General features: G+C 73.6%; 14 protein-coding genes. 5 read left to right on the top strand and 9 right to left on the bottom strand.

The features are described from left to right. Positions 1 to 151: 151 nt before the first annotated feature. Genes mmsB through chvE form a run of 3 tightly spaced genes read right to left on the bottom strand, consistent with a single transcriptional unit; the run spans position 152 to position 4,127 of the window. Positions 152 to 1,393: a multiple monosaccharide ABC transporter permease gene (mmsB, locus tag ACZ3IL_RS15935; protein ID WP_467390706.1), complete on the bottom strand. Its 1,242-nt coding sequence runs from the start codon at positions 1,391 to 1,393 to the stop codon at positions 152 to 154. Next, positions 1,390 to 2,961: a multiple monosaccharide ABC transporter ATP-binding protein gene (mmsA, locus tag ACZ3IL_RS15930; protein ID WP_467391334.1), complete on the bottom strand. Its 1,572-nt coding sequence runs from the start codon at positions 2,959 to 2,961 to the stop codon at positions 1,390 to 1,392. The genes mmsB and mmsA overlap by 4 nt, the downstream gene beginning before the upstream one ends. A gap of 56 nt (positions 2,962 to 3,017) precedes the next feature. Continuing rightward, positions 3,018 to 4,127 (bottom strand): multiple monosaccharide ABC transporter substrate-binding protein, encoded by a 1,110-nt coding sequence (gene chvE / locus ACZ3IL_RS15925; RefSeq protein ID WP_467390704.1) that lies wholly within the window; start codon positions 4,125 to 4,127, stop codon positions 3,018 to 3,020. Between the two features lie 222 nt (positions 4,128 to 4,349). On the opposite strand from chvE, the gene ACZ3IL_RS15920 reads away from it, so the two are divergent. From ACZ3IL_RS15920 to ACZ3IL_RS15900, 5 genes are all read left to right on the top strand, one after another. After that, on the top strand, positions 4,350 to 5,396 hold the full coding sequence (locus ACZ3IL_RS15920; protein ID WP_467390702.1) for a LacI family DNA-binding transcriptional regulator: 1,047 nt from the start codon (positions 4,350 to 4,352) through the stop codon (positions 5,394 to 5,396). 676 nt (positions 5,397 to 6,072) lie between these two features. Beyond that, positions 6,073 to 7,779, top strand: a complete 1,707-nt coding sequence (araB, locus tag ACZ3IL_RS15915; protein WP_467390700.1) for a ribulokinase — start codon at positions 6,073 to 6,075, stop codon at positions 7,777 to 7,779. Between the two features lie 69 nt (positions 7,780 to 7,848). After that, positions 7,849 to 9,357 (top strand): L-arabinose isomerase, encoded by a 1,509-nt coding sequence (gene araA, locus ACZ3IL_RS15910; RefSeq protein ID WP_467390698.1) that lies wholly within the window; start codon positions 7,849 to 7,851, stop codon positions 9,355 to 9,357. A gap of 73 nt (positions 9,358 to 9,430) precedes the next feature. Beyond that, positions 9,431 to 10,144: an L-ribulose-5-phosphate 4-epimerase AraD gene (araD, locus tag ACZ3IL_RS15905; RefSeq protein WP_467390696.1), complete on the top strand. Its 714-nt coding sequence runs from the start codon at positions 9,431 to 9,433 to the stop codon at positions 10,142 to 10,144. Positions 10,145 to 10,319: 175 nt separating this feature from the next. Continuing rightward, the gene (locus ACZ3IL_RS15900; RefSeq protein ID WP_467390694.1) at positions 10,320 to 12,872 is read left to right on the top strand and encodes an alpha-L-arabinofuranosidase C-terminal domain-containing protein; all 2,553 of its coding nucleotides are present in this window, start codon (positions 10,320 to 10,322) and stop codon (positions 12,870 to 12,872) included. 121 nt (positions 12,873 to 12,993) lie between these two features. Here the strand turns inward: ACZ3IL_RS15900 and ACZ3IL_RS15895 are convergent, their stop codons facing one another. From ACZ3IL_RS15895 to ACZ3IL_RS15870, 6 genes are read right to left on the bottom strand one after another with little or no spacing between them, the layout of a single operon-like run. After that, a complete protein-coding gene (locus tag ACZ3IL_RS15895) occupies positions 12,994 to 13,947 on the bottom strand; it encodes an SDR family oxidoreductase (RefSeq protein ID WP_467390692.1) in 954 nt (317 codons plus the stop codon). Beyond that, positions 13,944 to 15,104, bottom strand: a complete 1,161-nt coding sequence (locus ACZ3IL_RS15890; RefSeq protein WP_467390690.1) for an ROK family protein — start codon at positions 15,102 to 15,104, stop codon at positions 13,944 to 13,946. The genes ACZ3IL_RS15895 and ACZ3IL_RS15890 overlap by 4 nt, the downstream gene beginning before the upstream one ends. Then, positions 15,085 to 15,474 (bottom strand): cupin domain-containing protein, encoded by a 390-nt coding sequence (locus ACZ3IL_RS15885; protein WP_467390688.1) that lies wholly within the window; start codon positions 15,472 to 15,474, stop codon positions 15,085 to 15,087. The genes ACZ3IL_RS15890 and ACZ3IL_RS15885 overlap by 20 nt, the downstream gene beginning before the upstream one ends. Beyond that, a complete protein-coding gene (locus ACZ3IL_RS15880; RefSeq protein WP_467390686.1) occupies positions 15,471 to 16,673 on the bottom strand; it encodes a sedoheptulose 7-phosphate cyclase in 1,203 nt (400 codons plus the stop codon). The genes ACZ3IL_RS15885 and ACZ3IL_RS15880 overlap by 4 nt, the downstream gene beginning before the upstream one ends. Next, positions 16,651 to 18,726, bottom strand: coding sequence for a 4-alpha-glucanotransferase (gene malQ, locus ACZ3IL_RS15875; RefSeq protein WP_467390684.1), 2,076 nt, complete (start codon positions 18,724 to 18,726; stop codon positions 16,651 to 16,653). The genes ACZ3IL_RS15880 and malQ overlap by 23 nt, the downstream gene beginning before the upstream one ends. Further along, positions 18,723 to 21,818: an HAD hydrolase family protein gene (locus ACZ3IL_RS15870; RefSeq protein WP_467390682.1), complete on the bottom strand. Its 3,096-nt coding sequence runs from the start codon at positions 21,816 to 21,818 to the stop codon at positions 18,723 to 18,725. The genes malQ and ACZ3IL_RS15870 overlap by 4 nt, the downstream gene beginning before the upstream one ends. Between the last annotated feature and the right edge of the window lie 5 nt (positions 21,819 to 21,823).

Genomic DNA, 21,823 nt, shown 5'->3' with positions numbered 1-21,823 from the left:
GAGGCCGCGTGGGGCCGTGCGGGGGGGGGGGCCCCGGGCGGCCCGGGGGGCCCCCCCCCCCCGCCGCCGCGGGGGGGGGCCCCCCCCCCCCGGGCGGGGGGGGGGGGGGCCGCCCCGGCCCCCCACGGCCGTGTCGGTGGTGGCGGCGCGGTCAGGCGCCCGCCCTCCTCTTGTTCCACACGTCGAAGCCGACCGCCGCGAGCAGCACGAGCCCCTTGATGACCTGCTGCCAGTCGGTCCCCACCCCGACCAGGTTCATGCCGTTGTTGAGCACGCCGAGGACCAGGCCGCCGATGATGGCCCCCAGGACGGTCCCGACGCCGCCGCTCATCGACGCCCCGCCGATGAACGCGGCGGCGATGGCCTCCAGTTCGAAGTTCACGCCCGCCTTCGGCGAGGCCGCGTTGAAGCGGGCCGCGAAGACGAGGCCGGCGAGCGCCGCGAGCATCCCCATGTTGAGGAAGACCGCGAAGGTCACCTTCCTGTCCTTGACGCCGGACAGCTTCGCGGCGGGCAGGTTCCCGCCGATCGCGTACACGTGACGGCCGATCACCGCGTTGCGCATCACGTAGCCGAAGCCGACCAGCAGCACGGCCAGGACCAGGAGCACCACGGGGGCGCCCTTGTAGCTCGCGAGCAGCAGGGTGGTGACCAGGACGGCGGCCACCAGTGCCGTGACCTTCAGCGCGAACAGGCCGGCGGGGAGCGTCTCCAGGGTGAACTCGCGCTGGCGGCGGCGGTCCCGGACCTCCTGGAACACCACGTAGGCGGCCAGCCCGAGGCCGAGGAGCAGGGTCACGTTGTGGTAGTTGGTCTGCGGCCCCACCTCCGAGAGGAAGCCGTTGGCGATCTTCTGCAGCCCGTCCGGGAACGGCCCGAGGGTCTGCCCCTTGAGGAAGATCTCCGTGAGCCCGCGGAACAGCAGCATGCCGGCGAGGGTCACGATGAACGACGGGATGCCGACGTACGCGATGAAGAACCCCTGGAGCGCGCCCGCGACGGCTCCCAGCAGGAGCGTGAGGAGCGCCGCGACGGGCCAGGAGACGTGGTGCTCGACCATGAGCACCGCCCCGACGCCGCCGACCAGGGCCATCAGGGAGCCCACCGACAGGTCGATGTGCCCGGAGATGATGACGATCATCATGCCGATGGCCAGGATGAGGATGTAGCTGTTCTGCAGCACCAGGTTGGAGACGTTGCGCGGCAGCAGGAGGTCGCCGCCCGTCCAGATCTGGAACAGGAGCACGATCAGGCCGAGCGCGAAGAGCATGCCGTACTGGCGCATGTTGCGCCGGACGCCGTCCAGGAGCACCCGCCCCACCGGCGTCCCGGCCGGCCGGGTGCCGCCCGGGGGTGCCGGGGTGGTCGTTTTCGTGCTGACGTCGGTGCTCATTCCTGGTGTCCTTCACTGGGGGTGGCGCTTGCGGTGGCCGCCGGCGGTGCGGAGGGGTCCTGCGTCATGTGCCGCATCAGGACTTCCTGGGTGGCGTCCTCGCGGGTGATCTCACCGGTCAGCCGTCCGGCGGCCATGGTGTAGACGCGGTCGCACATGCCGAGGAGTTCGGGCAGCTCGGAGGAGATGAGGAGGATCGCCTTGCCCTCGGCGGCGAGCCGGTTGATCACGGTGTAGATCTCGAACTTGGCTCCCACGTCGACCCCGCGCGTGGGCTCGTCGAGGATCAGGACGTCCGGACCCGCGAGGATCCACTTGCTGAGGACGACCTTCTGCTGGTTGCCGCCGGAGAGGCGGCCGACCGGTTCGAGGACGTTCGGGGTCTTGATGTTCATGGTCCGCCGGTACCGCTCGGCGACCTTGCGCTCCTCGTGGACGTCGACGACGCCGCGGCGGGCGAGGCCGCCGAGGGAGGCGAGCGAGATGTTCCGGCTCACGGAGTCCCCGAGGTCGAGACCGTAGTGCTTGCGGTCCTCGGTGACGTACGCGATGCCGTTGGCGACCGCCTCCGGGACCGTGCGGGTCCGCACCTCGCGGCCGTCCCTGAGGACCGAACCCCGCTCGTAGCGGCCGTAGGAGCGGCCGAAGACGCTCATGGCGAGTTCGGTCCTGCCGGCGCCCATGAGCCCGGCGACGCCGACGACCTCCCCGCGGTGGACCCGGAGCGAGACCCCGTCCACGACCTTGCGGCCGCGGTCGAGGGGGTGGCGCACGGTCCAGTCCCGGATCTCCAGGGCGGGGACGGCGCCGGCCCCGCCCGTGTAGGGCGTGCGGTCGGGGAAGCGGCTGTCGAGGTCCCGGCCCACCATGCCGCGGATGATGCGCTCCTCGGTGGTGGCCGGGTCCCTGACGTCCAGGGTCTCGATGGAGCGCCCGTCGCGCAGGATGGTGACGGAGTCGGCGACCCGGGCGATCTCGTTCAGCTTGTGCGAGATGATGATCGAGGTGATGCCCTGGTCCTTCAGCTCCTGCATCAGCCGCAGCAGTTTCGCGCTGTCCTCGTCGTTCAGCGCGGCGGTGGGTTCGTCGAGGATCAGCAGCCGGACGTCCTTCGCCAGGGCCTTCGCGATCTCCACGAGCTGCTGCTTGCCGACGCCGATGTCGGCGACCCGGGTCTCGGGGTGTTCGTCCAGCCCGACCCGCCCGAGCAGTGCGGAGGCGCGGCGCAGGGCCTCGCGCCAGTCGATGACCCCCCGCCGGGCGGGCTCGTTGCCGAGGAAGATGTTCTCGGCGATCGACAGGTGGGGGACGAGCGCGAGCTCCTGGTGGATGATGACGATGCCGCGCCGCTCACTGGCCCGGATGTCCTTGAACCGGCACGGTTCGCCGTCGAAGAGGATCTCGCCCTCGTAGGTTCCGTGCGGGTGGACGCCGGACAGGACCTTCATGAGCGTCGACTTGCCGGCGCCGTTCTCCCCGCACAGGGCGTGCACCTCGCCGCGTTCCACGGACAGGGTCACCTCGGACAGTGCCCTGACGCCGGGGAAGGTCTTGACGATGGACCGCATCTCGAGGACGGGGCCGGCCGGGGCGGAGGCCGCGGGGGAACCGGTCGCGGCGGAGGTCACCGGAGCTCCTCGGCGTTGATGTAGCCGGAGTCGACCAGGACCTTCCGGTAGTTCGACTTGTCGACGCTGACCGGGTCGAGCAGGAGGGCCGGGACCACCTTCTTGCCGTTGTCGTAGGTGGTCTCGTCGTTGACCCGGGGCTTCTTGCCGTCGAGGACGGCGGTCACCATGTCCGCGGCGACCTTGGCGAGCGCGCGGGTGTCCTTGTAGACGGTCTGGGTCTGCTGGCCGGCGATGATCGACTTCACGGAGGCGATCTCCGCGTCCTGTCCGGTGACGACCGGCAGCGGCTTGGCGGCGCTTCCGTAGTCGTCCGACTTCAGGGCGGACAGGATGCCGATGGAGATGCCGTCGTAGGGCGAGAGCACGGCGTCGACCCGGGCGGTGGAGTAGGAGGAGGTCAGCAGGTCGTCCATGCGCTTCTGGGCCGTTCCCCCGTCCCAGCGCAGCGTGGTGACCTGGTTGAGCCGGGTCTGCTGGGAACGCACGACCAGCTGCTTCTTGTCGAAGTAGGGCTTGAGCACCTTCATGGCGCCGTTGAAGAAGTACTTGGTGTTGTTGTCGTCGTTGGAACCGGCGAACAGCTCGATGTTGAAGGGCCCCTTCCTGGAGCCGTTCTTCAGTCCCAGCTTCTCGACGATGTACGTCGCCTGGAGTTCGCCGACCTTCTCGTTGTCGAAGGAGGCGTAGTAGTCGACGTGCGGGGAGCCCAGGATGAGCCGGTCGTAGGAGATCACCGGGATGTGGGCGTCCGCCGCCTGCTGCAGGACGTTGGTCAGCGCCTCGCCGTTGATGGCGGCCACGACCAGGGCGTCGACCCCCTGGGTGATCATGTTCTCGATCTGGGCGACCTGCTGGTCGGGGTCGTCCTCCCCGTACTGCAGGGTGGTGGAGAAGCCGGCCCGCTTCAGGCTCTCGGTCATGTTCCGGCCGTCGGCGATCCACCTCTCGGAGGACTTGGTGGGCATGGCGATGCCGATGGTCAGGTCCTTCTTGTCCTTCGACTCCCGGCTCCCCCCTTCGCTGTTCTGCCCGCAGGCGGTCAGGAGCAGGGCACAACCGGTGGTCATGGCCAGGAGGGCGGATGCGGCTCGGAACTTCTTCATGGGTGGTACCCGGCAATCCCGTCGTCGAGGTGGCTCCGGCCGGGGCGGCCCCGGCGGCAGCGCGTCTCCCCGCGCCGCCGGGCGACGTCGTCCCGGCTTGACGGCCGGAGTCCGCGGACCCGGCCAGCTAGATTGTTAGCGCTCACAACGACGTGATACAAGAGGCGCTAGGCTTTTTCTCACATCGATACGCAGCCGTAAGCGGAAAGAAGGGAGGCAAACGTGGCGCATCCCGCGGAAGACGTCCGCCCGCCGACGATGGCCGATGTCGCGCGAGAGGCGGGCGTGTCCCACCAGACCGTCTCCCGGGTGCTGAGTCATCACCCCAACGTGCGCGCGGCCACCCGCGAGCAGGTCACCCTGGCCATCGAGAGGCTGGGCTACCGGCGCAACTCCGCCGCCCGCGCGCTGGTGACGCGCCGCACGCGCACGCTGGGCGTCATCGCCGTCAACACCACCCTCTACGGTCCGGCCAGCACCATGACCGGACTGCAGGAGGCCGCCCGGGACGAGGGCTATCTCGTCTCGACCGTCAATCTGCGCACCGGGGAGGGCGAGGGGCTCAAGGACGCCATCGACCACCTCGCGTCCTGGGGCGTCGAGGGCGTCGTCGCCATCACCCCCCAGCGCTCGCACGTACAGGCGCTCGCCGAACTCGACGCGCCCTTCCCCGTGGTCACCGTGGAGGGCGGGCACCAGCTCGACCTGCCCGGCGTCTCCCTCGACCAGGAGCTCGGCTCCCGCATGGTCACGGAACACCTGCTCGCCGCCGGGCACACCACCGTCTGGCACGTGGCGGGACCCGAGGACTGGCTGGAGAGCGAGGCCCGCACCGCGGGATGGCGCGCCGTCCTGGAGGAGAGCGGCATCCGGCCCCCGCGCGTCCTGACGGGCGACTGGAGCCCGCTGTCCGGCTACCGGGCGGGACAGGAGCTCGCGGGCCTCGCCCTGGCCCGCCGCGGAACGGCACCGGTCACCGCCGTCTTCGTGGCCAACGACCAGATGGCGCTGGGCGTCCTGCGGGCGCTGCGCGAGGCCGGCATCCGCACCCCCGCGCAGGTGGCCGTCGCCGGCTTCGACGACATCCCGGAGGCCGAGTACTTCCCCCCGCCGCTGACCACGGTCCGCCAGGACTTCACCGCCATCGGGCGCCGCAGCATCGGGCTCCTGGTGGACCACATCGAGGGGCGCGCCCGGAAGGCCGAGCACCTCCTGGTGGAACCGCAGCTCATCATGCGCGCCAGCACGCGCCCGGCGGACGAGGTCTGACGCGACGGCACCCGCGCGTCCCTCCTGGCCACTCGGCTGCCGGTCGCCCCTCTCCCGGCCGCTCCCGGTCCTCCCTCTCCCGGCCGCTCGCCTCCCGGCCGTCCCGAGTGCTCCGGGCGTTCTCCCGGTGTCACGCGTGTTCCCGGTGGTGCCGGGCGGGTGCGTCCGAGCGGCGCCGTGCCCGTGACCTGCGTGTCCGTCGGTGTTCGTCGGTGCTCGTCCGCCTGCCGCCCGGTCCGCCTGTCGCCCGTTCCGTGCCCGTCGGTGTCCGTCTGCGCGCCGTCCCGTCCGCGTTCCGTCCGTTCCGTGTCCGTCGGTGTCCGTCCGCGCGCCGTCCCGTCCGCGTCTCGCCCCCGTTCGCGCCGCCCTTCGCCCCCCCTCGTGCCGCCCCGTGCGTCCCTCGTGCCGCCCCGTGCGTCCTTCGGGCCGCCGGCCCGCTCCGCGCCGGCCGCGACGGGCCGCGACGGCCGCGACGGACGGGGGCGACCGCGACTGACGGGGGCGGACGGGACGGGCGGACCCTCTCCGCCGTACGGGTGAGCGCTCACTTCCCGAGCCCGTCCTCCTGCCGAATGTTCGACAGAAGTGCACCCAGCTCTTGTCGAACCCAAATGTGAGCGTTAACAATCAGCGAGGGCGCTCCCGGCCCCCCGCCCATGACGAGAGAGACCGCATCGTGACCACACCTGCCCTTTCCGGCCCCGCAGACCGCCACGACCCCGAGGCCTGCACGATCGGAGTCGACTTCGGCACCCTTTCCGGGCGCGCCGTCGTGGTCAGGGTCCGGGACGGCGCCGAACTGGGTTCGGCCGTCCACGAGTACCGCCACGCCGTCATCGAGGACCGTCTCCCTCTCGGCGGCACCCCCCTGCGCCCCGACTGGGCCCTCCAGCACCCCGAGGACTGGCGCGACGTCCTGCGCACCGCCGTCCCGGCGGCGATCGCCGACGCCGGGGTCCGCCCCGCCGACGTCATCGGCATCGCCACCGACTTCACCGCCTGCACGGTCCTGCCCACCACGCCGGACGGCACCCCCCTCGCCCTGACGCCCGAGTGGGCCGACCGCCCGCACGCCTGGCCCAAGCTGTGGAAGCACCACGCGGCCCAGGACCAGGCCGACCGCATCAACGCCCTCGCGCACGCCCGGGGCGAGAAGTGGATCGCGCGCTACGGCGGCAAGATCTCCTCCGAATGGCAGTACGCCAAGGCCCTCCAGGTCCTCGAGGAGGACCCCGCCGTCTACGCCGCCTGCGCCCGCTGGATCGAGGCGGCCGACTGGATCGTCTGGCAGCTCACCGGCACCGAGTCGCGCAACACCTGCACCGCCGGCTACAAGGGCATCCACCAGGACGGCGCCTACCCCTCGCCCGCCTTCCTCGCCGAACTCCACCCGGACTTCGCCGACTTCCCCGCCACGCGCCTGGAGCACCCGCTGTCGCCGCTGGGCTCCCGCGTCGGCACCCTGAGCGGCCGCGCCGCCCGGTGGACCGGCCTCCCCGAGGGCATCGCCGTCGCCGCCGGCAACGTCGACGCCCACGTGGCCGCGCCCGCCGCGGGCGCCGTGGAGAACGGCCGGATGCTCGCCATCATGGGCACCTCCACGTGCCACGTCCTCAACGGCGCCGCCCTCGCCGAGGTCCCCGGCATCTGCGGAGTCGTCGACGGCGGCATCGTCGAGGGCGCCTACGGCTACGAGGCCGGCCAGAGCGCGGTCGGCGACATCTTCGCCTGGTGGCTCCGCCAGGGCGTCCCGGACGACTACCGCGCCGAGGCCGAGGCCTCGGGCGAGGACCTGCACCAGCTCCTGACCCGCAAGGCCACCGGCCGCCCGGTCGGCGCGCACGGCCTGGTCGCCCTGGACTGGATGAACGGCAACCGCTCCACCCTGGTCGACCACCACCTCTCCGGAGTCGTCGCCGGACTCACCCTCGACACCCGCCCCGAGGACGTCTACCTGGCCCTCCTCGAATCCACCGCCTACGGCACCCGCATGATCGTCGAGGCGTTCGAGGAAGGCGGCGTCCCCGTCGAGGAGTTCATCGTGACCGGGGGCCTGAAGAAGAACGCCCTGCTCATGCAGATCTACGCCGACGTGCTCCGCCGCCCCGTCTCCCTCGGCACCTCCGAGCAGGGACCGGCGCTCGGCTCGGCCATCCACGCCGCCGTCGCCGCCGGCGCCCACCCGGACGTCCGGACCGCCGCCGCCGTCATGGGGAGCGTCCGCCGGCACGCGTACGTGCCCGACCCCGCGCGGGCGGACGCCTACGACGCGCTGTTCGGCGAGTACCGCGCCCTGCACGACCACTTCGGCACCGGCACGGACCTCCTCCTGCACCGCCTGCGGCGCATCCGCAACGCCGCCCGCACCGCGACCACCGGCTGACCGGGCCGCCTCCCCGGCCTCCACCGGCCCGACCTCTCCACTCCCGCACCTCCGAGGAGCACACCCGACATGACGTCCGCCCAGCCCGACCGCGAGATCTGGTTCCTCACCGGCAGCCAGGCCCTCTACGGCGACGAGACCCTGGCCCAGGTCGCCGAACAGTCCCGCACCATCTGCGAGACCCTTGCCGGCCAGCCGCAGATGACGGTCCGCGTCGTCTGGAAGCCGGTCCTCACCGACGCGGCCGCCATCCGCAGGGTGTGCCTGGAGGCCAACGCCGACGACCGCTGCATCGGCCTGATCGCCTGGATGCACACCTTCTCCCCGGCCAAGATGTGGATCGCCGGCCTCGACGCGCTGAGCAAGCCCCTCCTGCACCTGCACACCCAGGCCAACCGCCGGCTGCCCTGGTCCACCATCGACATGGACTTCATGAACCTGAACCAGGCCGCCCACGGCGACCGCGAGTTCGGCTTCGTCCAGACCCGCCTCGGCGTCCCCCGCAAGACCGTGGCCGGCCACGTCACCACCCCCGACGTCGTCGACCGCATCGCCGGATGGGCCCGCGCGGCCGTCGGCCGCGCCGAACTGAGCACCCTCAGGCTCGCCCGGTTCGGCGACAACATGCGCGACGTCGCCGTCACCGAGGGCGACAAGGTCGAGGCGCAGCTCCGCTTCGGGGTCTCGGTCAACACCTACGGCGTCAACGACCTCGTCGCCTCGGTCGACGCCGCCGACGAGGACGCCGTCACCGCGCTCGTCAAGGAGTACCAGGAGCTCTACGCCCTCGCGCCCGAACTGCGGCCCGGCGGCGAACGCCACGAGTCCCTGCGCTACGCCGCCCGCGTCGAGGCCGGTCTGCGCGCCTTCCTCACCGAAGGCGGCTTCCGCGCCTTCACCACCAACTTCGAGGACCTCGGCGGCCTGCGCCAGCTGCCCGGCCTCGCCGTGCAGCGCCTGATGGCGGACGGCTACGGCTTCGGCGGCGAGGGGGACTGGAAGACCTCCGTCCTGCTGCGCACGCTCAAGACGATGGCACACGGTCTGCCCGGCGGCACCTCCTTCATGGAGGACTACACCTACGACCTCACACCCGGCCGGGAGCTCATCCTCGGCGCCCACATGCTCGAGGTCTGCCCCACCCTCACGACGGCGACGCCCAGCTGCGAGATCCACCCGCTCGGCATCGGCGGGCGCGAGGACCCGGTCCGCCTCGTCTTCGACGCGGCCCCCGGCCCGGCCGTCGTCGTCGGCCTCGCCGACATGGGCGACCGGTTCCGCCTCGTCGCCAACCACATCGACGTCGTCACCCCGCCCGAGCCGCTGCCCCGGCTCCCCGTCGCCCGGGCCGTCTGGCGCCCCCGCCCCGACCTGCGCACCTCCACCGAGGCGTGGCTGACGGCCGGCGCGCCGCACCACACCGTCCTGACCACCGCCCTCGGAGGCGAGGAACTCGAAGACCTGGCCGAGATGCTGCGGACCGAACTCGCCGTCATCGACGAGGACACCACCGTCCGCCGCTTCACGCGCGAACTGCGCTGGAACCAGGCCTACCACCGTCTGGCCCAGAGCCTGTGACCGCCCCCGCCCGCACCCCCGCCGCCCCGCAGGGGCGCCCGTGACCGCCACCCCCGCCAGAACGGAGCCCCCCGTGACCACGACCGTCTCCAAGGAGCTGCGCCGGGAGGTGCTGGAGGCCAACCTCCGCATCCCCCGGGCCGGGCTCGCCACCCTCACCTGGGGAAACGTGAGCGGGGTGGACCGGCAGGCCGGCGTCTTCGTCATCAAGCCCTCGGGGGTGGACTACGACACCCTGAGCGAGGAGGACCTCGTCGTCGTCTCGCTGGCCGACGGGAAGGTCGTGGACGGCCGGCTGCGCCCGTCCACCGACACGGAGACGCACCGGAGCCTCTACCTGGCCTTCCCCTCCATCGGGGGAGTGACCCACACGCACTCCACCCACGCCGTCGCCTTCGCCCAGGCCCGGCGCCCCATACCGGTGCTCGGCACGACCCACGCCGACACCTTCAACGGCCCCGTCCCCGTCACCGGGGTCCTCACCCCGGAGCAGTGCGCCGAGGACTACGAGTACAACACCGGCCAGGTCATCGTGGACCTGCTGGAAGGCGACGACACCCGGGCCGCCGAGGTCCCCGGCGCCCTGGTCGCCCACCACGGGCCCTTCACCTGGGGCGCCGGCGCCACCAAGTCCCTGGAGCACGCCATCGTCTGCGAGGCGGTGGCCGAGATGGCCCTCCACACCATCGCCCTGGGAGCGGTCGAGCCCCCGCGGCACCTGCTGGACCGCCACTTCACGCGCAAGCACGGACCGGACGCCTACTACGGCAACCCCCCGGCCGTGTGACCCCGTCCTCACGGCGCGGCGCTCCACCGGGGCGCCGCGCCGTGACGGCGCGCCGGAACGGACCCGCACCCGGGCGACGGGAGCCCGGACGGCGGGGAACGCCGGTTCCCCGCCCGCACCGCACCGCGCGCCGAGAGCACGACGCCCCGAACCGTCCCCCTCAAGGAGAGCCGCCTTGCGCACACGCAACCGCACCACGAGAAGAACCGGAGTCGTCGTCAGCGGCCTGCTGACCACCTCACTGGCAGCCGGACTCCTCACGCAGTCCCCGGCGGCGGCCGACCCCGCCGTGACGGACTACACCCTCTCCGTCGACGCCGGCGGCAAGGGACCGGCGATCGACCCCACCATGTACGGCGTCTTCTTCGAGGACATCAACAACGCCGCCGACGGCGGCCTCTACGCCGAACTCGTACAGAACCGCTCCTTCGAGTACAGCCCCGTCGACAACCGGTCCTACACCCCGCTGACCGCCTGGCAGCAGACCGCGTCCGGCGGCGCCACCGGCACCCTGACGGTCGTCGACGACGCCGAGCGGCTGAACGAACGCAACCGCAACCACCTGCGCGTCGACCTCGCCGGCACGGGCGGCGCCACCGGCCGCTTCGGCATCGTCAACAGCGGCTACGGCGCGGGCATGGCCCTCAAGGCGGGCAAGCGGTACGACTTCTCCGTCTGGGCCCGCACGGACAACGCGGCCGGCACGCGCCTCGCCACCGAACTGCGCACCGGCGACGGGACCGTCCTGAGCGCGCCGCTGGCCGTCACCGTGCGGGGCGACCGGTGGACCAAGTACACCGGCACGCTCGTCCCCAAGGTGACCACCACCACCGGACGGCTCGCGGTGACGGCCGAGGGCGCCGGAACCCTGCGCCTCGACATGGTCTCGCTCTTCCCCCGCGACACCTACAAGGGCCGCGCGAACGGCCTGCGCAAGGACCTCGCCGAGAAGATCGCCGCCCTCGACCCCGGTTTCCTCCGCTTCCCGGGCGGCTGCCTGGTCAACACCGGCAGCCACTACGCCTACGAGGCCCCGAACTGGGAGCGCCGCCGCTCCTACCAGTGGAAGGACACGATCGGCCCGGTCGAGCAGCGGGCCGTCAACGCCAACTTCTGGGGCTACCACCAGAGTTACGGCCTCGGGTACTACGAGTACTTCCAGTTCGCCGAGGACATCGGCGCGATGCCGCTGCCCGTCGTGCCCGCCCTGGTCACCGGCTGCGGACAGAACCGCGCGACCGACGACCCGGCCCTGCTGAAGCGGCACATCCAGGACACCCTGGACCTGATCGAGTTCGCCAACGGCCCCGTCACCTCCACCTGGGGCCGCAAGCGGGCCGAGATGGGCCACCCCAAGCCCTTCCACCTGACCCACCTGGGCGTGGGCAACGAGGAGAACCTGCCCGACGCCTTCTTCGCCCGCTTCACCGAGTTCCGCAAGGCCATCGCGGCCAGGTACCCGCAGATCACGATCGTGTCCAACTCCGGCCCCGCGTCCGGCGGCGCCACCTTCGACCGGCTGTGGGACCTCAACCGGCAGGCGGGCGTCGGCCTGGTCGACGAGCACTACTACAACTCGCCGCAGTGGTTCCTGGAGAACAACAACCGCTACGACTCGTACGACCGCAAGGGACCCAAGGTCTTCCTCGGCGAGTACGCCTCCCGCGACAACAAGTTCTCCAACGCCCTCTCCGAGGCCGCGTTCATGACCGGCCTGGAGCGCAACGCCGACGTCGTCAAGCTCGCCTCGTACGCCCCGCTGCTGGCCGACGTGGACAAGAACCAGTGGCGGCCGGACATGATCTGGTTCGACAACAACCGCTCCTGGGGCTCGACCAGCTACGAGGTCCAGAAGCTGTTCATGAACAACACCGGCGACCGGGTCGTGCCGAGCCGCGCGTCCGGCACCCCCGCCGTCTCCGGACCGATCACGGGCGCGGTGGGCCTGTCCACCTGGGCCACCAGCGCCGCCTACGACGACGTCGAGGTCACCGCGGCGAACGGCACCACCCTGCTGAAGGACGACTTCTCCGCCGGGGCCACCGGGTGGAAGCCGGCGACCGGACGCGGCACCTGGACCGTCCGGGACGGAGCGTACGTCCAGACCGACGAGGCCGCCGAGGACACCCTGGTCACCGCGGGCGACGCGGGCTGGCAGGACTACGACCTGAAGGTCAGGGCCACGAAGAAGTCCGGCAAGGAGGGCTTCCTCGTCGCCTTCGGCGTGCGCGACACCGGCAACCACTACTGGTGGAACCTGGGCGGCTGGGGCAACACCCGCTCCGCCGTGGAGAAGAGCGCCGACGGGGGCAAGCAGACCCTGCTGGAGAACCCCACCACCATCGAGACGGGCCGCGCCTACGACATCCGCGTCCAGGTGCGGGGCCGGCAGGTCACCCTCTACCTCGACGGCCAGAAGTGGGGTTCCTTCACCGACGACAAGGGCGCCGAACCGTTCCGCCAGGTGGTGACCAGGGACGGGAAGGACCTGGTCGTCAAGGTCGTCAACGCCCAGGCCACCCCGGCCCGCACGCGCGTCGACCTCGGCACCGACAAGGTCGCCCCGACGGGCCGCCTGACCACCCTGGAGGGCGCGCCGGACGCGGTGAACAGCGCCGACGCCCAGCCGATCCGGCCGCGTGAGTCGACGCTGGACGGCATCGGGCGGACCTTCACGCACACCTTCCCCGCCCACTCGGTCACCTTCCTGCGGGTCAGGACCCTCTGACCGTGCCCTGAACCGGTTTCCGGACCTCGCCCCGCACCGTGACGGACACGGTGCGGGGCGAGGGCGTGCCTCCCCGCGGGCGGGCGGCCACCGCCGGCGGCACGGGACCGCCGGCCGGGGACTACCGCCCGAGGAAGGCCGGCGCCAGCAGCGCGGCCGCGGCGGCCACCCCCCGCGGGGCCGCCCCCTCCATGCCCGGCAGCGAACCGAGCAGCGCACTGGCCAGACAGGTGTTCTCCGGACGGGAGGCGTAGCGTCCCGCGGCGCGGGGAACCGGCCGCACCAGCTCCGCCGTGACCCCCAGCGCCCCGGCGATCACCCGCGCCCAGTCCGCCCGCGAGATCCGCTCCGGCCCGCCGAGGTGCAGCAGGGACGGCACCGCCCCGCCCGGCCGGAGCAGCAGGGAGGTCACCGCGGCCACGTCGTCGACGAGCACCGGTGTCGTCCACTGGTCGGCCGGCGCCTCCACCGGCAGGCCCCGGACGAGCCGGTGCGCGCAGGACGAGAAGAAGTTCAGCCACTTCTCGCTCCCGGCCGGTTCGTGACCGTAGACGAGGCTGACGCGCAGCACCGTCGCCGGGGAGACCGCCCGGGACAGGAGGAGTTCCTCCGCCCGCCGCTTCGCCGCCCCGTACGCGTTCGCGGGCGCGACCGGACTCGACTCCACGTTCACCGGCGCGGTGCCGTCGAACACGTTGTCCGTCGAGATCATGACCACGCGGTCCAGACCCGGCAGCGCGGCGAAGGAGGCGGTGGCCGCCCCGTGCGCCTCCGCCGCCCGCCGGGGATGGGCCTCGCACCAGGTGACGTCGGACGGGCCGTGGACCAGCACCACCGCGCGCGGCGCGACGGCCTCCACCACCCGGGCGCACGCCACCGCGTCCGTGGCGTCCAGCGGCGTCCACCGGGCCCCGTAGGCCTCCGGACGGTTCGCGGGCCGCCCCCGGGAGGCCAGCGTCACCTCGCGGCCCTCCGCGACGAGCCGCCGGGCGATCTCCGAACCGACGAACCCGCTGCCGACGACGAGGACGCTCCCGCCGGCGTCCGTGATCCCCGCCGTGATCCCCGCCGTCATCCGGCCGTCACCCGCTCCCGTGCTCCGGCTCCGAGCACGCGGGCCATGAGCCGGCCCGCTCCGAGGAGCCCGTGGTCGTCGTCGTCCTCGCCGAGCACCACCATGGCGTCGACCTGCGCGGCCGCCAGCCCGAAGCAGCCCTGGCGCACCAGCTCCTCCACGAGCAGCTCCCGGTAGCGTTCGCCGACGGCGAGGGCGAAACCGCCCATCAGGACGTAGCGCCGGACACCGATCGACGCGAACACCGCGCCCACCGCGGACGCCAGGTGGACCAGGGTGGAGCGCAGGACGGCCGTGGTGAACGGGTCGCCGTTCCGCACCGCCGAGGCGATCTGCGGATTGCCGAGGGCCCGCGGATCGGCCGCCCCGGACCGGGCCGGCTCCGACCGGGCGTATCCGGCGGGATCGGCGGCCGCCGCCCGGCGCACCGCGGCGAGGACGCCCCGCCCGGAGGCGATCGCCCCCAGGTGCCCGCGCCCGCCGCAGTCGCACAGCGGCGCGTCCGGCGCCCGGTCGCAGGTCCAGTGCCCCAGCTCCCCGCCGTGCCCCTCGTCGTCGAGGAGCACGTCGCCGCCGCGGAACACCTTGTTCCCGATGCCCGAGCTGACGGTCAGCAGACAGAACGGGACCGACGTCTCCGTCCCGTACCGCCAGGCCGCCGCCGTCAGGTCGTTGACGACGAGCACCGGAACGGAGAGCCGGGCGCCCAGGACCTCCCGGAGCGGGAGCGGCGCCCCGCCCTCCCCCCACACGGTGGGCGCCCCGAGGACCGTCCCGTCCCGCCCCACCGGCCCGGCGAAGGCCACGGCCAGCGGGGCCGCCGCCCCGGGGCCGCCGCCGTGCGCCTGCCGCTCGGCCTCGCGCACGATCTGGTCGACGACCCGCCGCTGGAGCACGGGCACCGGGGTCCCCGGGAACCGGGCCATGCCGTCCACCCGCATCCTGCGCACCCCCGACAGACGCCCCCCGTCCCGGGCGTCGAAGGTGGCGACGCGCAGCGTCGTCCCCCCGACGTCCATCACGGTGAGCTTCTCCCCGGCGTCCGTCACGGTGAGCTTCTCCCCGGCGTCCGTCACGGTGAGCTTCTCCCCGGCGTCCGTCACGGTGAGCTTCTCCCCGGCGTCCGCCGTCCCCGGATCACCGGACGGGTTCGTCATCGCCGGCCTCCTCCTCGAAGACGAGCAGCGCGAGGTCCGCGTCCGAGTCGTTGCTCAGACCGTGCTCGCCGAAGGGCGCGTTGACGACGACGTCCCCGGCCCGCACCCGGAACTCCTCGCCGTCGCGGTACATCACGCCGTCACCGCTGAGCACGACGTACGTCTCGCGGTCGCGGCCGTGCCGGTGCCGTCCCACGGACGTGCCCGGCGGCAGGACGGCCAGGTCGATGAAGGCCGCGCCGGCCCCCGCGCCCCGGGCGAAGAGACGGTGGGCGAGGATCGTCCCCGCCCCGCCGTGGTCGTGCGGCTTCGGGGACAGCAGCTCCCGCAGGTTCACCACGGGCCCGGCGGCCCGCGCCTCCCGGTTCACGTCCGGCTCCCCTCGTCCGCGCGGTCCGCCCGCCGGGCGAGGTCGTCCAGCGCGTCGGCGAGCACCCGGGGCGGTACGTCCCCGAGCTCGTCGACGAACACCGCCTTGCCCACCGCGGTGGGGACCACGAGGTGCAGCCGGCGGCCGCGCCGCTCCCACGACTCCCGGAGCGCCCGCGTCATCAGTTCCGGCGTGCACGTCGCCGCGTCGAAGACGGGCAGCCCGATGCGGGTCAGGAGACCGGTGATCCGGTCGCACGCCTCCTCGTCGACCAGGCCGAGCCGCAGCGCCAGGCAGGCCGAGAGCGCCATGTCGACGGAGACGGCCTCGCCGTGCTCCAGCCGGTGGTCGCCGGCCGTCTCGATCACGGGGCTGAAGGTGTGGCCGAAGTCCACCAGCCGTGCCAGCTGGTGCTCCCGCAGGTTGGGGCAGAGCTCCTCCATCATCAGCCGCATGGAGGTGCGCAGGATGTACGTCTCGGCCTCCGGCGGCGTCGGCCTCCCGGTCCGGCGGAAGGCGTCCGGATACCGCTCCAGGGTCCCGAACAGCTCCTCGTCCAGGATCACGGCCATCTTCACGATCTCCGCGAGGCCGCACCGGATCTCCCGGACCGGGAGGGTGGAGAGGAACGCGGGGTCGCTCAGCGACGCGTGCGGCGGGTGGTAGGCGCCGAACATGTTCTTGGTGCGGAGGGCGTTGACCCCCGTCTTCACCCCCACGCCCACGTCCACCTGCCCGACCAGCGTCGTGTTGATCCGGACGTGGCGGACGCCCCGCGCGTACATCGACGCGGCGAACCCGACCACGTCCGCGACGATGCCGCCGCCCAGCGCCAGCATCACCCCGTGCCGGTCGAGTCCGTCGGCCTTGGCGAGCGAGCAGACCCGCTCCGCCGAGGCCAGCGTCTTGTTCCTCTCCCCGGTGGGAACGGTGTGCAGCGTCCACGTCCCGGGGGCGAGGTTCGCCTCCAGGTAGCGGCGCAGGGCCTCCCCGTACAGGCGGCCCACGGTCGGCCCGGTGAAGGCCACGACCCGGCGTCCGCCCACCGCGCGCGCGAGCGCGGGGTTCCCCGGGGAGAGCACCCCGGGGACGAGGTCCGCCCGGTACCCGGTGCCGTCCGGCGCGAGCAGGCTGAAGCCGTCGGCGTCCTCCCACACGCCCGACAGCCGTTCGTCGTCAGCAAGAACCCGGCTTGACATGCCTCTCCTCGATGTCTCGGTGTGCTTCGGGCCGGCGGGCGAACGCCCGGGCCAGGTGGTGGACGAGGGGAAAACCGGACAGCTCCTCCAGAGCCACCGGCCGGCCTCGCCCGTCGGCGATCGGCAGGCACCAGTTGGGGTGTATCCGTGCCGTGCCCGGCAGGTTCTGGGGCCGCCGGTCACCCGTCACGTCCGGGAGCCAGACCCCGATCATCCGGGCCGGCGTCAGGCACAGGTACCTGTGGAGCGCCGCGACCTCCCCGGCCGGATCGGGCAGCAGGCCGAGCCGTTCCAGCTCGGCCAGCCAGCCGTCCCGTTCGGCCGCCGCCCCGGCGGCCTCCTCGGCCTCCGGACGGGTGAGCAGTCCCAGCGAGGCCCGCAGCGCCACGTGCTCGCCGTTGAGCCAGGCCGCGGTGCTGGGCAGGTCGTGCGTCGTCAGGGTGGCCAGACAGTTCTCGCGCCACTTCTCCGGCGGGAGCGGGCCGAGACGGCCCTCCGAACCGCCCTCGTACTCGAAGCGCTGGACGGCCGTGCCCACCACGCCGTGGTCCGCCAGCGCCTCGCGCACCCCCGGCTCGACCGTGCCCAGGTCCTCCCCGATGACGAGCGCCCCGGCGGCCTCCGCCTCCGCGGTCAGCACGGCCAGCATCGCCGCGCCGTCGTACCGGACGTACGTCCCCTCGGACGGCGGGCGTCCCTCGGGCACCCACCAGAGCCGGAAGAGCCCCATGACGTGGTCGACCCGCAGGGCGCCGGAGTGCCGCAGCCCGGCGCGCAGCAGTTCGGCGAAGGGCCGGTAGCCCTCCGCGGCCAGCGCGTCCGGACGCCACGGCGGCTGCCCCCAGTCCTGGCCGGACGGATTGAAGTCGTCCGGCGGCGCCCCCACCGACATGCCCTCGGCGAGACAGTGCCTCAGGGCCCAGGCGTCCGCCCCCTCGGGGGCCACGCCCACCGCCAGGTCGTGGACGAGCCCCACCCGCATCCCGGCCTCCCGGGCGGCCCGCTGGGCGCCGGCGAGCTGCTCGTCGGTGATCCAGGCGAGCCAGCGGTGGAAGTCGACGGAGGCCGACAGGACCCGCCGGGCCCCGGCCACCTCGGCCGAGCGGGGGTCGCGCAGCCCGGCGGGCCAGGAACGCCACGCCGGCCCGTGGACCTCGGCCAGGGCGCACCAGGTGGCGAAGTCGGTGAGGTCCCCGCCCTCCCGCGCGACGAACGCGGCGAACGCCGCCTCGCGTTCCGGCGGGCGGGGCACCTCGTACACCTCGCGCAGGGCCAGGTGCTTCAGCTCCCGCACCTCCTCGCGGCGGATGAGCGCGTCCCCGCCGAGAACGGCGGAGTTGAGCACCGCGGCCCGGGCGGCGAGCCGCCGTACCCGGGCTCGCGGCCCGTCCGCCAGGAACGCGAACTCGGGCACGTCCTCCACCCGCACGTGCATCGGGTCCGGGAAGCGCCGGCTGCTGGGGCGGTAGGGCGACGGGTCCGGCAGGGGACCCGGCTCCATCGCGTGCAGCGGGCCCAGCTGGACGAAGTCCGCCCCCAGGTCCCGGCCGGCCCAGGAGACCAGACCGGTGAGGTCGCCCAGGTCGCCCATGCCCCAGGACCGGCGCGAGAGCAGGAAGTGGAGCTGTACGAGGAACCCCCAGGAGTACGGCGCGGGGTCCGGCCGGTCCGGCGCGACGAGCAGCACCGCGGTGTCCCGCCGGCCGCGGGCCTCCACCGTCAGCGTGTGGCGCCCGACGGGCAGCGGTCCGTCCGGGTCGCGCGTGCCGCCGTCGGCGCACAGCACCCGTGCCCGGGCGCCCGCCGGCAGCGGCGGGAGGGGCCCGTCCGGTCCGCGCACCACCACGCACGGGGGCACGAGCCGGCGGGCCCGTCCGGCCCGGTGGGCGGCGAGCGCGGCCCCGGCGGCGGCCGGTGTGGAGGCGTCGACACCGCAGGCGGCGAGCACCGCGACGACGGTGTCCCGGGGGACCCCGACGTTCAGGCCGCGGTCGGTCCGGTACGACGTGGCGACGCCGTGGGCCTCGGCGAGTTCGAGGAGCGGGTCGTTCACGCCCCGCCTCCCATCGGTGTCACCGGCGCGCCGAAGATCCGCTCCAGGACGGCCGCCACGCCGTCCTCGTCGTGACCGGGCGCGATCTCGTCCGCCACGGCCCGCAGCGACGGGTGCGCGCCGGCGACGGCCACGCCGTGCCCGGCCAGCGCGAGCATCGGGATGTCGTTGGGCATGTCGCCGAACGCCACGGTCTCCGCGCCCGTGCGACCGAGCAGGTCGAGGGCCCGCGCCACGCCCGTCCCCTTGGTGACGCCGCGGGGGAGGACCTCGACCATGCCCCGGACGGAGTGCACGACCGTCACCTCGTCGCCGCACAGCCGCAGCGCCGCCTCGGTCAGCTCGTCGTCCCCGACCGCGCGGTGGTGCAGCACCAGCTTGTCGATCGGCGCGTCCCACAGCAGCGACCGGTCGGCGGTCACGTCCCAGCCGTGCCGCACCCGTTCGCCGAAACCGGGGGTGACCTTGAACCGGCTCTCCGGGGGAGAGGTCACCACCCCCAGCTCCAGCGGGCCGAGCAGCTCCTCGACGCGGGCGACGACCGAGCGGGCCAGGGCGGTGTCGAGCCGTTCCGCGGACAACAGCCGGTCCGCGCCCGCGTCGTACAGCTGCGCGCCCTGCCCGCACACCGCGAGCCCGGTGCAGCCCAGCGAGTCCAGCAGCCGGCGGCAGGCCGACGCCGGGCGCCCGGTCACCACCAGGTGCAGGGCCCCCGAGAAGGCCGCCAGCTCCAGGGCGTCCCGGGTCCGCCGCGAGACCGTCAGATCGGTGCGCAGCAGCGTGCCGTCCAGGTCGGTGGCCACGACGCGGTACGGAGGCGCCTCGGGCAGCGGCACGTTGTCCCAGGTCACCCGGCCGTCGGCGAGCGTGAGCCGCAGCACGAGGCCGCCGCGCGCGGCACCGGCGCGGACCGCGCCCCGCAGGACGCCGTCGGCGTCCCGGCGCAGCGCCACGAGCCGGGTCGTCCCGGCCCGGGGCACCGGCTCGTCCGACCGGGCGGCCTCGGCCGCCGATTCGAGGGGGCCGTCGCCGGACGCGGCGTCCCCCCCGGCCGGGGGCGCGGCCCCCTCCACCACCACCTCGGCCGCGACCACCCGGGGGTGCCGGTACTCGATCCGGTGCGTCCCGTCCGCGCCGGCGGGTGCCACGCGGCAGCGCTGCAGGACCGGGGCCATCAGCTCCGGACGTCCCGCTGCCCCGGCCAGTCCGGCGCAGCGGGGGAAGTCCGCCCGCCCGAACGCGGCGGAGAACAGCGCCTCGTAGGCGGCCCCGTCGAGTTCGGCGCACCGCCCGTACGCGTCGGCGTCGCCCAGTTCGGCGGAGCGGCGGACGATCGCCTCGCGGTGCTCGTCCCACTCCGCCCCTTCGAGCAGGTCGAACCAGCCGTAGCGGACGGCGTCCCGCGCCGGCAGCCGGCGCGGGACGCCCGCGAGGAGCTCGCCGAACGCGGTGAGCCTGCGGCGCGCGCTCTCGCTCCAGGTGAAGGACCGGGCGGTGCGGACGGACGCGGCGGAGAGGCGCCGGTACTCCCCGGGAGCCTCGCGGAACATCCGCTCCGCCTCCCGGAACCGGTCGGCGAGCAGGGCCGCGAGCTCCCGGTCGTCGTCCCGGAAGGAGCCGCGCACCGCGAAGCCCGTCGCCCCCGGGTCCTCCCGGGGCAGCGCGTGGCCGAAGTGGGCGGTGGTCCGCTGCGCGGTCGCGATCGGCACCGCGCCGCAGGCCATCGCCTCCGCCTGGGCGATGAGGAAACCGTCCAGCTCGAACTTGGACGGGTAGACGCAGAAGTCGGCGCAGGCGGCCTCGGTGAAGAGCGTCTCCTCGTCGACGAGCCGCCAGTCGAGGCGCACCCGGTCCGGGTAGGAGTCGGCGACCCGCTGGAAGTACGCGTTGGCCGGAGCCGCCCCGGCCGCTCCTCCCGCGCCCGTCGCGCAGCGCAGCACGAAGCTCACGTCGGCGCCGCCGGCCAGCACCTCCTCCATCGCCCGGACCAGTTCGAGCTGTCCCTTGTGGTGCACGGCGTACCGCGCCGCGTGGTAGAAGACCGGCCGGGCCGGGTCGAGCCCCATGCCCCGCAGCACCGCGTCGCGGTCCACCGCGGCGGGGTCCCCGGCCAGCCAGGAGTCGGAGACGCCGCACCCGCCGTCGAACAGCTTGCCCGCGTGCTCCCGCAGCAGCCGGGCGACCGGCAGGGAGGAGACGTACCGCTCCATCGGGGTGTCGGCGAAGGTGCTGTGGTGGTCGCGCTGCCCGGGGGAGACGAAGTCCACCAGATCGGCGTGGGCGAGGATCTGCGGGAAGAGCCCCACGTGGTCCGGTCCGGACTCGCTGTGCAGACGGGTCGCCGCCAGCGCCCGGACCATGGCGGCGGCCGGGGAGTCCTCCGGCGGCGGCTCCTCCTCCCAGGCGTCGAGGACGACGCCGTCCCCGGAACCCGTGCCGGGCCGTCCGGGGTCCTCCCCGAAGAGCCGCAGCAGCGCCTCCACCTGGGGCCGGTAGGCCTTGTGCGTGATCGGCGCGTTGGCCGCCACCGTGCTGACGCAGCGCCACCGCGGATCGTTCCGCAGCACCAGCGGCACCAGGTAGTGGTACGACGGCTCGAAGCCGTGGACGATCGCCGGCTCCCCGTCCCCGGCCTCCTCGCCGAACCACGCGCGCAGGAAGTGCAGTCCGGAGACCTGGAAGACCAGCGGCTTGAAGAACGACAGCTCCCGGCCCTCCGAGTCCGGCGGCGGGTACAGCCGGTCCGGCAGCAGGTCGAGGTGGGAGTCGGAGAGGAAGTACACGTCGACGCCGTCCAGCCGCAGCAGGTGCGCCCGCGTCGTCAGCGGCAGTTCCGCCTCGGCGGGCCGCCCCGGCCAGGTCTTGGGGTCGAGCACCAGCGGCACCGTGTGGTCGTGCCGGAAGTCCAGCTCCTCGACCGGGTACGAGGCCCGCAGCCGTTCCAGGTGGCCGTGGGCCGGGGTCACGACGGAGACCCGGTGCCCCTGCGCCGCGTACTCCCGGGACAGGTTCCACACCAGTGGCGAGAGCCCGCCCCGCATCAGGCGGCTGTCGAAACCGCCGCACTCGTAGGCGAAGTTGATGATGTGCATGGGTG

Source organism: Streptomyces sp. NPDC014907 (assembly GCF_055562975.1).
The sequence above is the reverse complement of the archived record's forward strand: the minus strand, read 5'-3'. Positions and strand labels throughout refer to the sequence as shown.

Excerpts from the sequence above, each read along its gene's own strand:
- mmsB (WP_467390706.1), bottom strand. The coding sequence starts at position 1,393 with ATGAGCACCGACGTCAGCACGAAAACGACCACCCCGGCACCCCCGGGC.
- mmsA (WP_467391334.1), bottom strand. The coding sequence starts at position 2,961 with ATGCGGTCCATCGTCAAGACCTTCCCCGGCGTCAGGGCACTGTCCGAG.
- chvE (WP_467390704.1), bottom strand. The coding sequence starts at position 4,127 with ATGAAGAAGTTCCGAGCCGCATCCGCCCTCCTGGCCATGACCACCGGT.
- araA (WP_467390698.1), top strand. The coding sequence starts at position 7,849 with ATGACGTCCGCCCAGCCCGACCGCGAGATCTGGTTCCTCACCGGCAGC.
- ACZ3IL_RS15895 (WP_467390692.1), bottom strand. The coding sequence starts at position 13,947 with ATGACGGCGGGGATCACGGCGGGGATCACGGACGCCGGCGGGAGCGTC.
- ACZ3IL_RS15890 (WP_467390690.1), bottom strand. The coding sequence starts at position 15,104 with ATGACGAACCCGTCCGGTGATCCGGGGACGGCGGACGCCGGGGAGAAG.
- ACZ3IL_RS15880 (WP_467390686.1), bottom strand. The coding sequence starts at position 16,673 with ATGTCAAGCCGGGTTCTTGCTGACGACGAACGGCTGTCGGGCGTGTGG.
- ACZ3IL_RS15870 (WP_467390682.1), bottom strand. The coding sequence starts at position 21,818 with ATGCACATCATCAACTTCGCCTACGAGTGCGGCGGTTTCGACAGCCGC.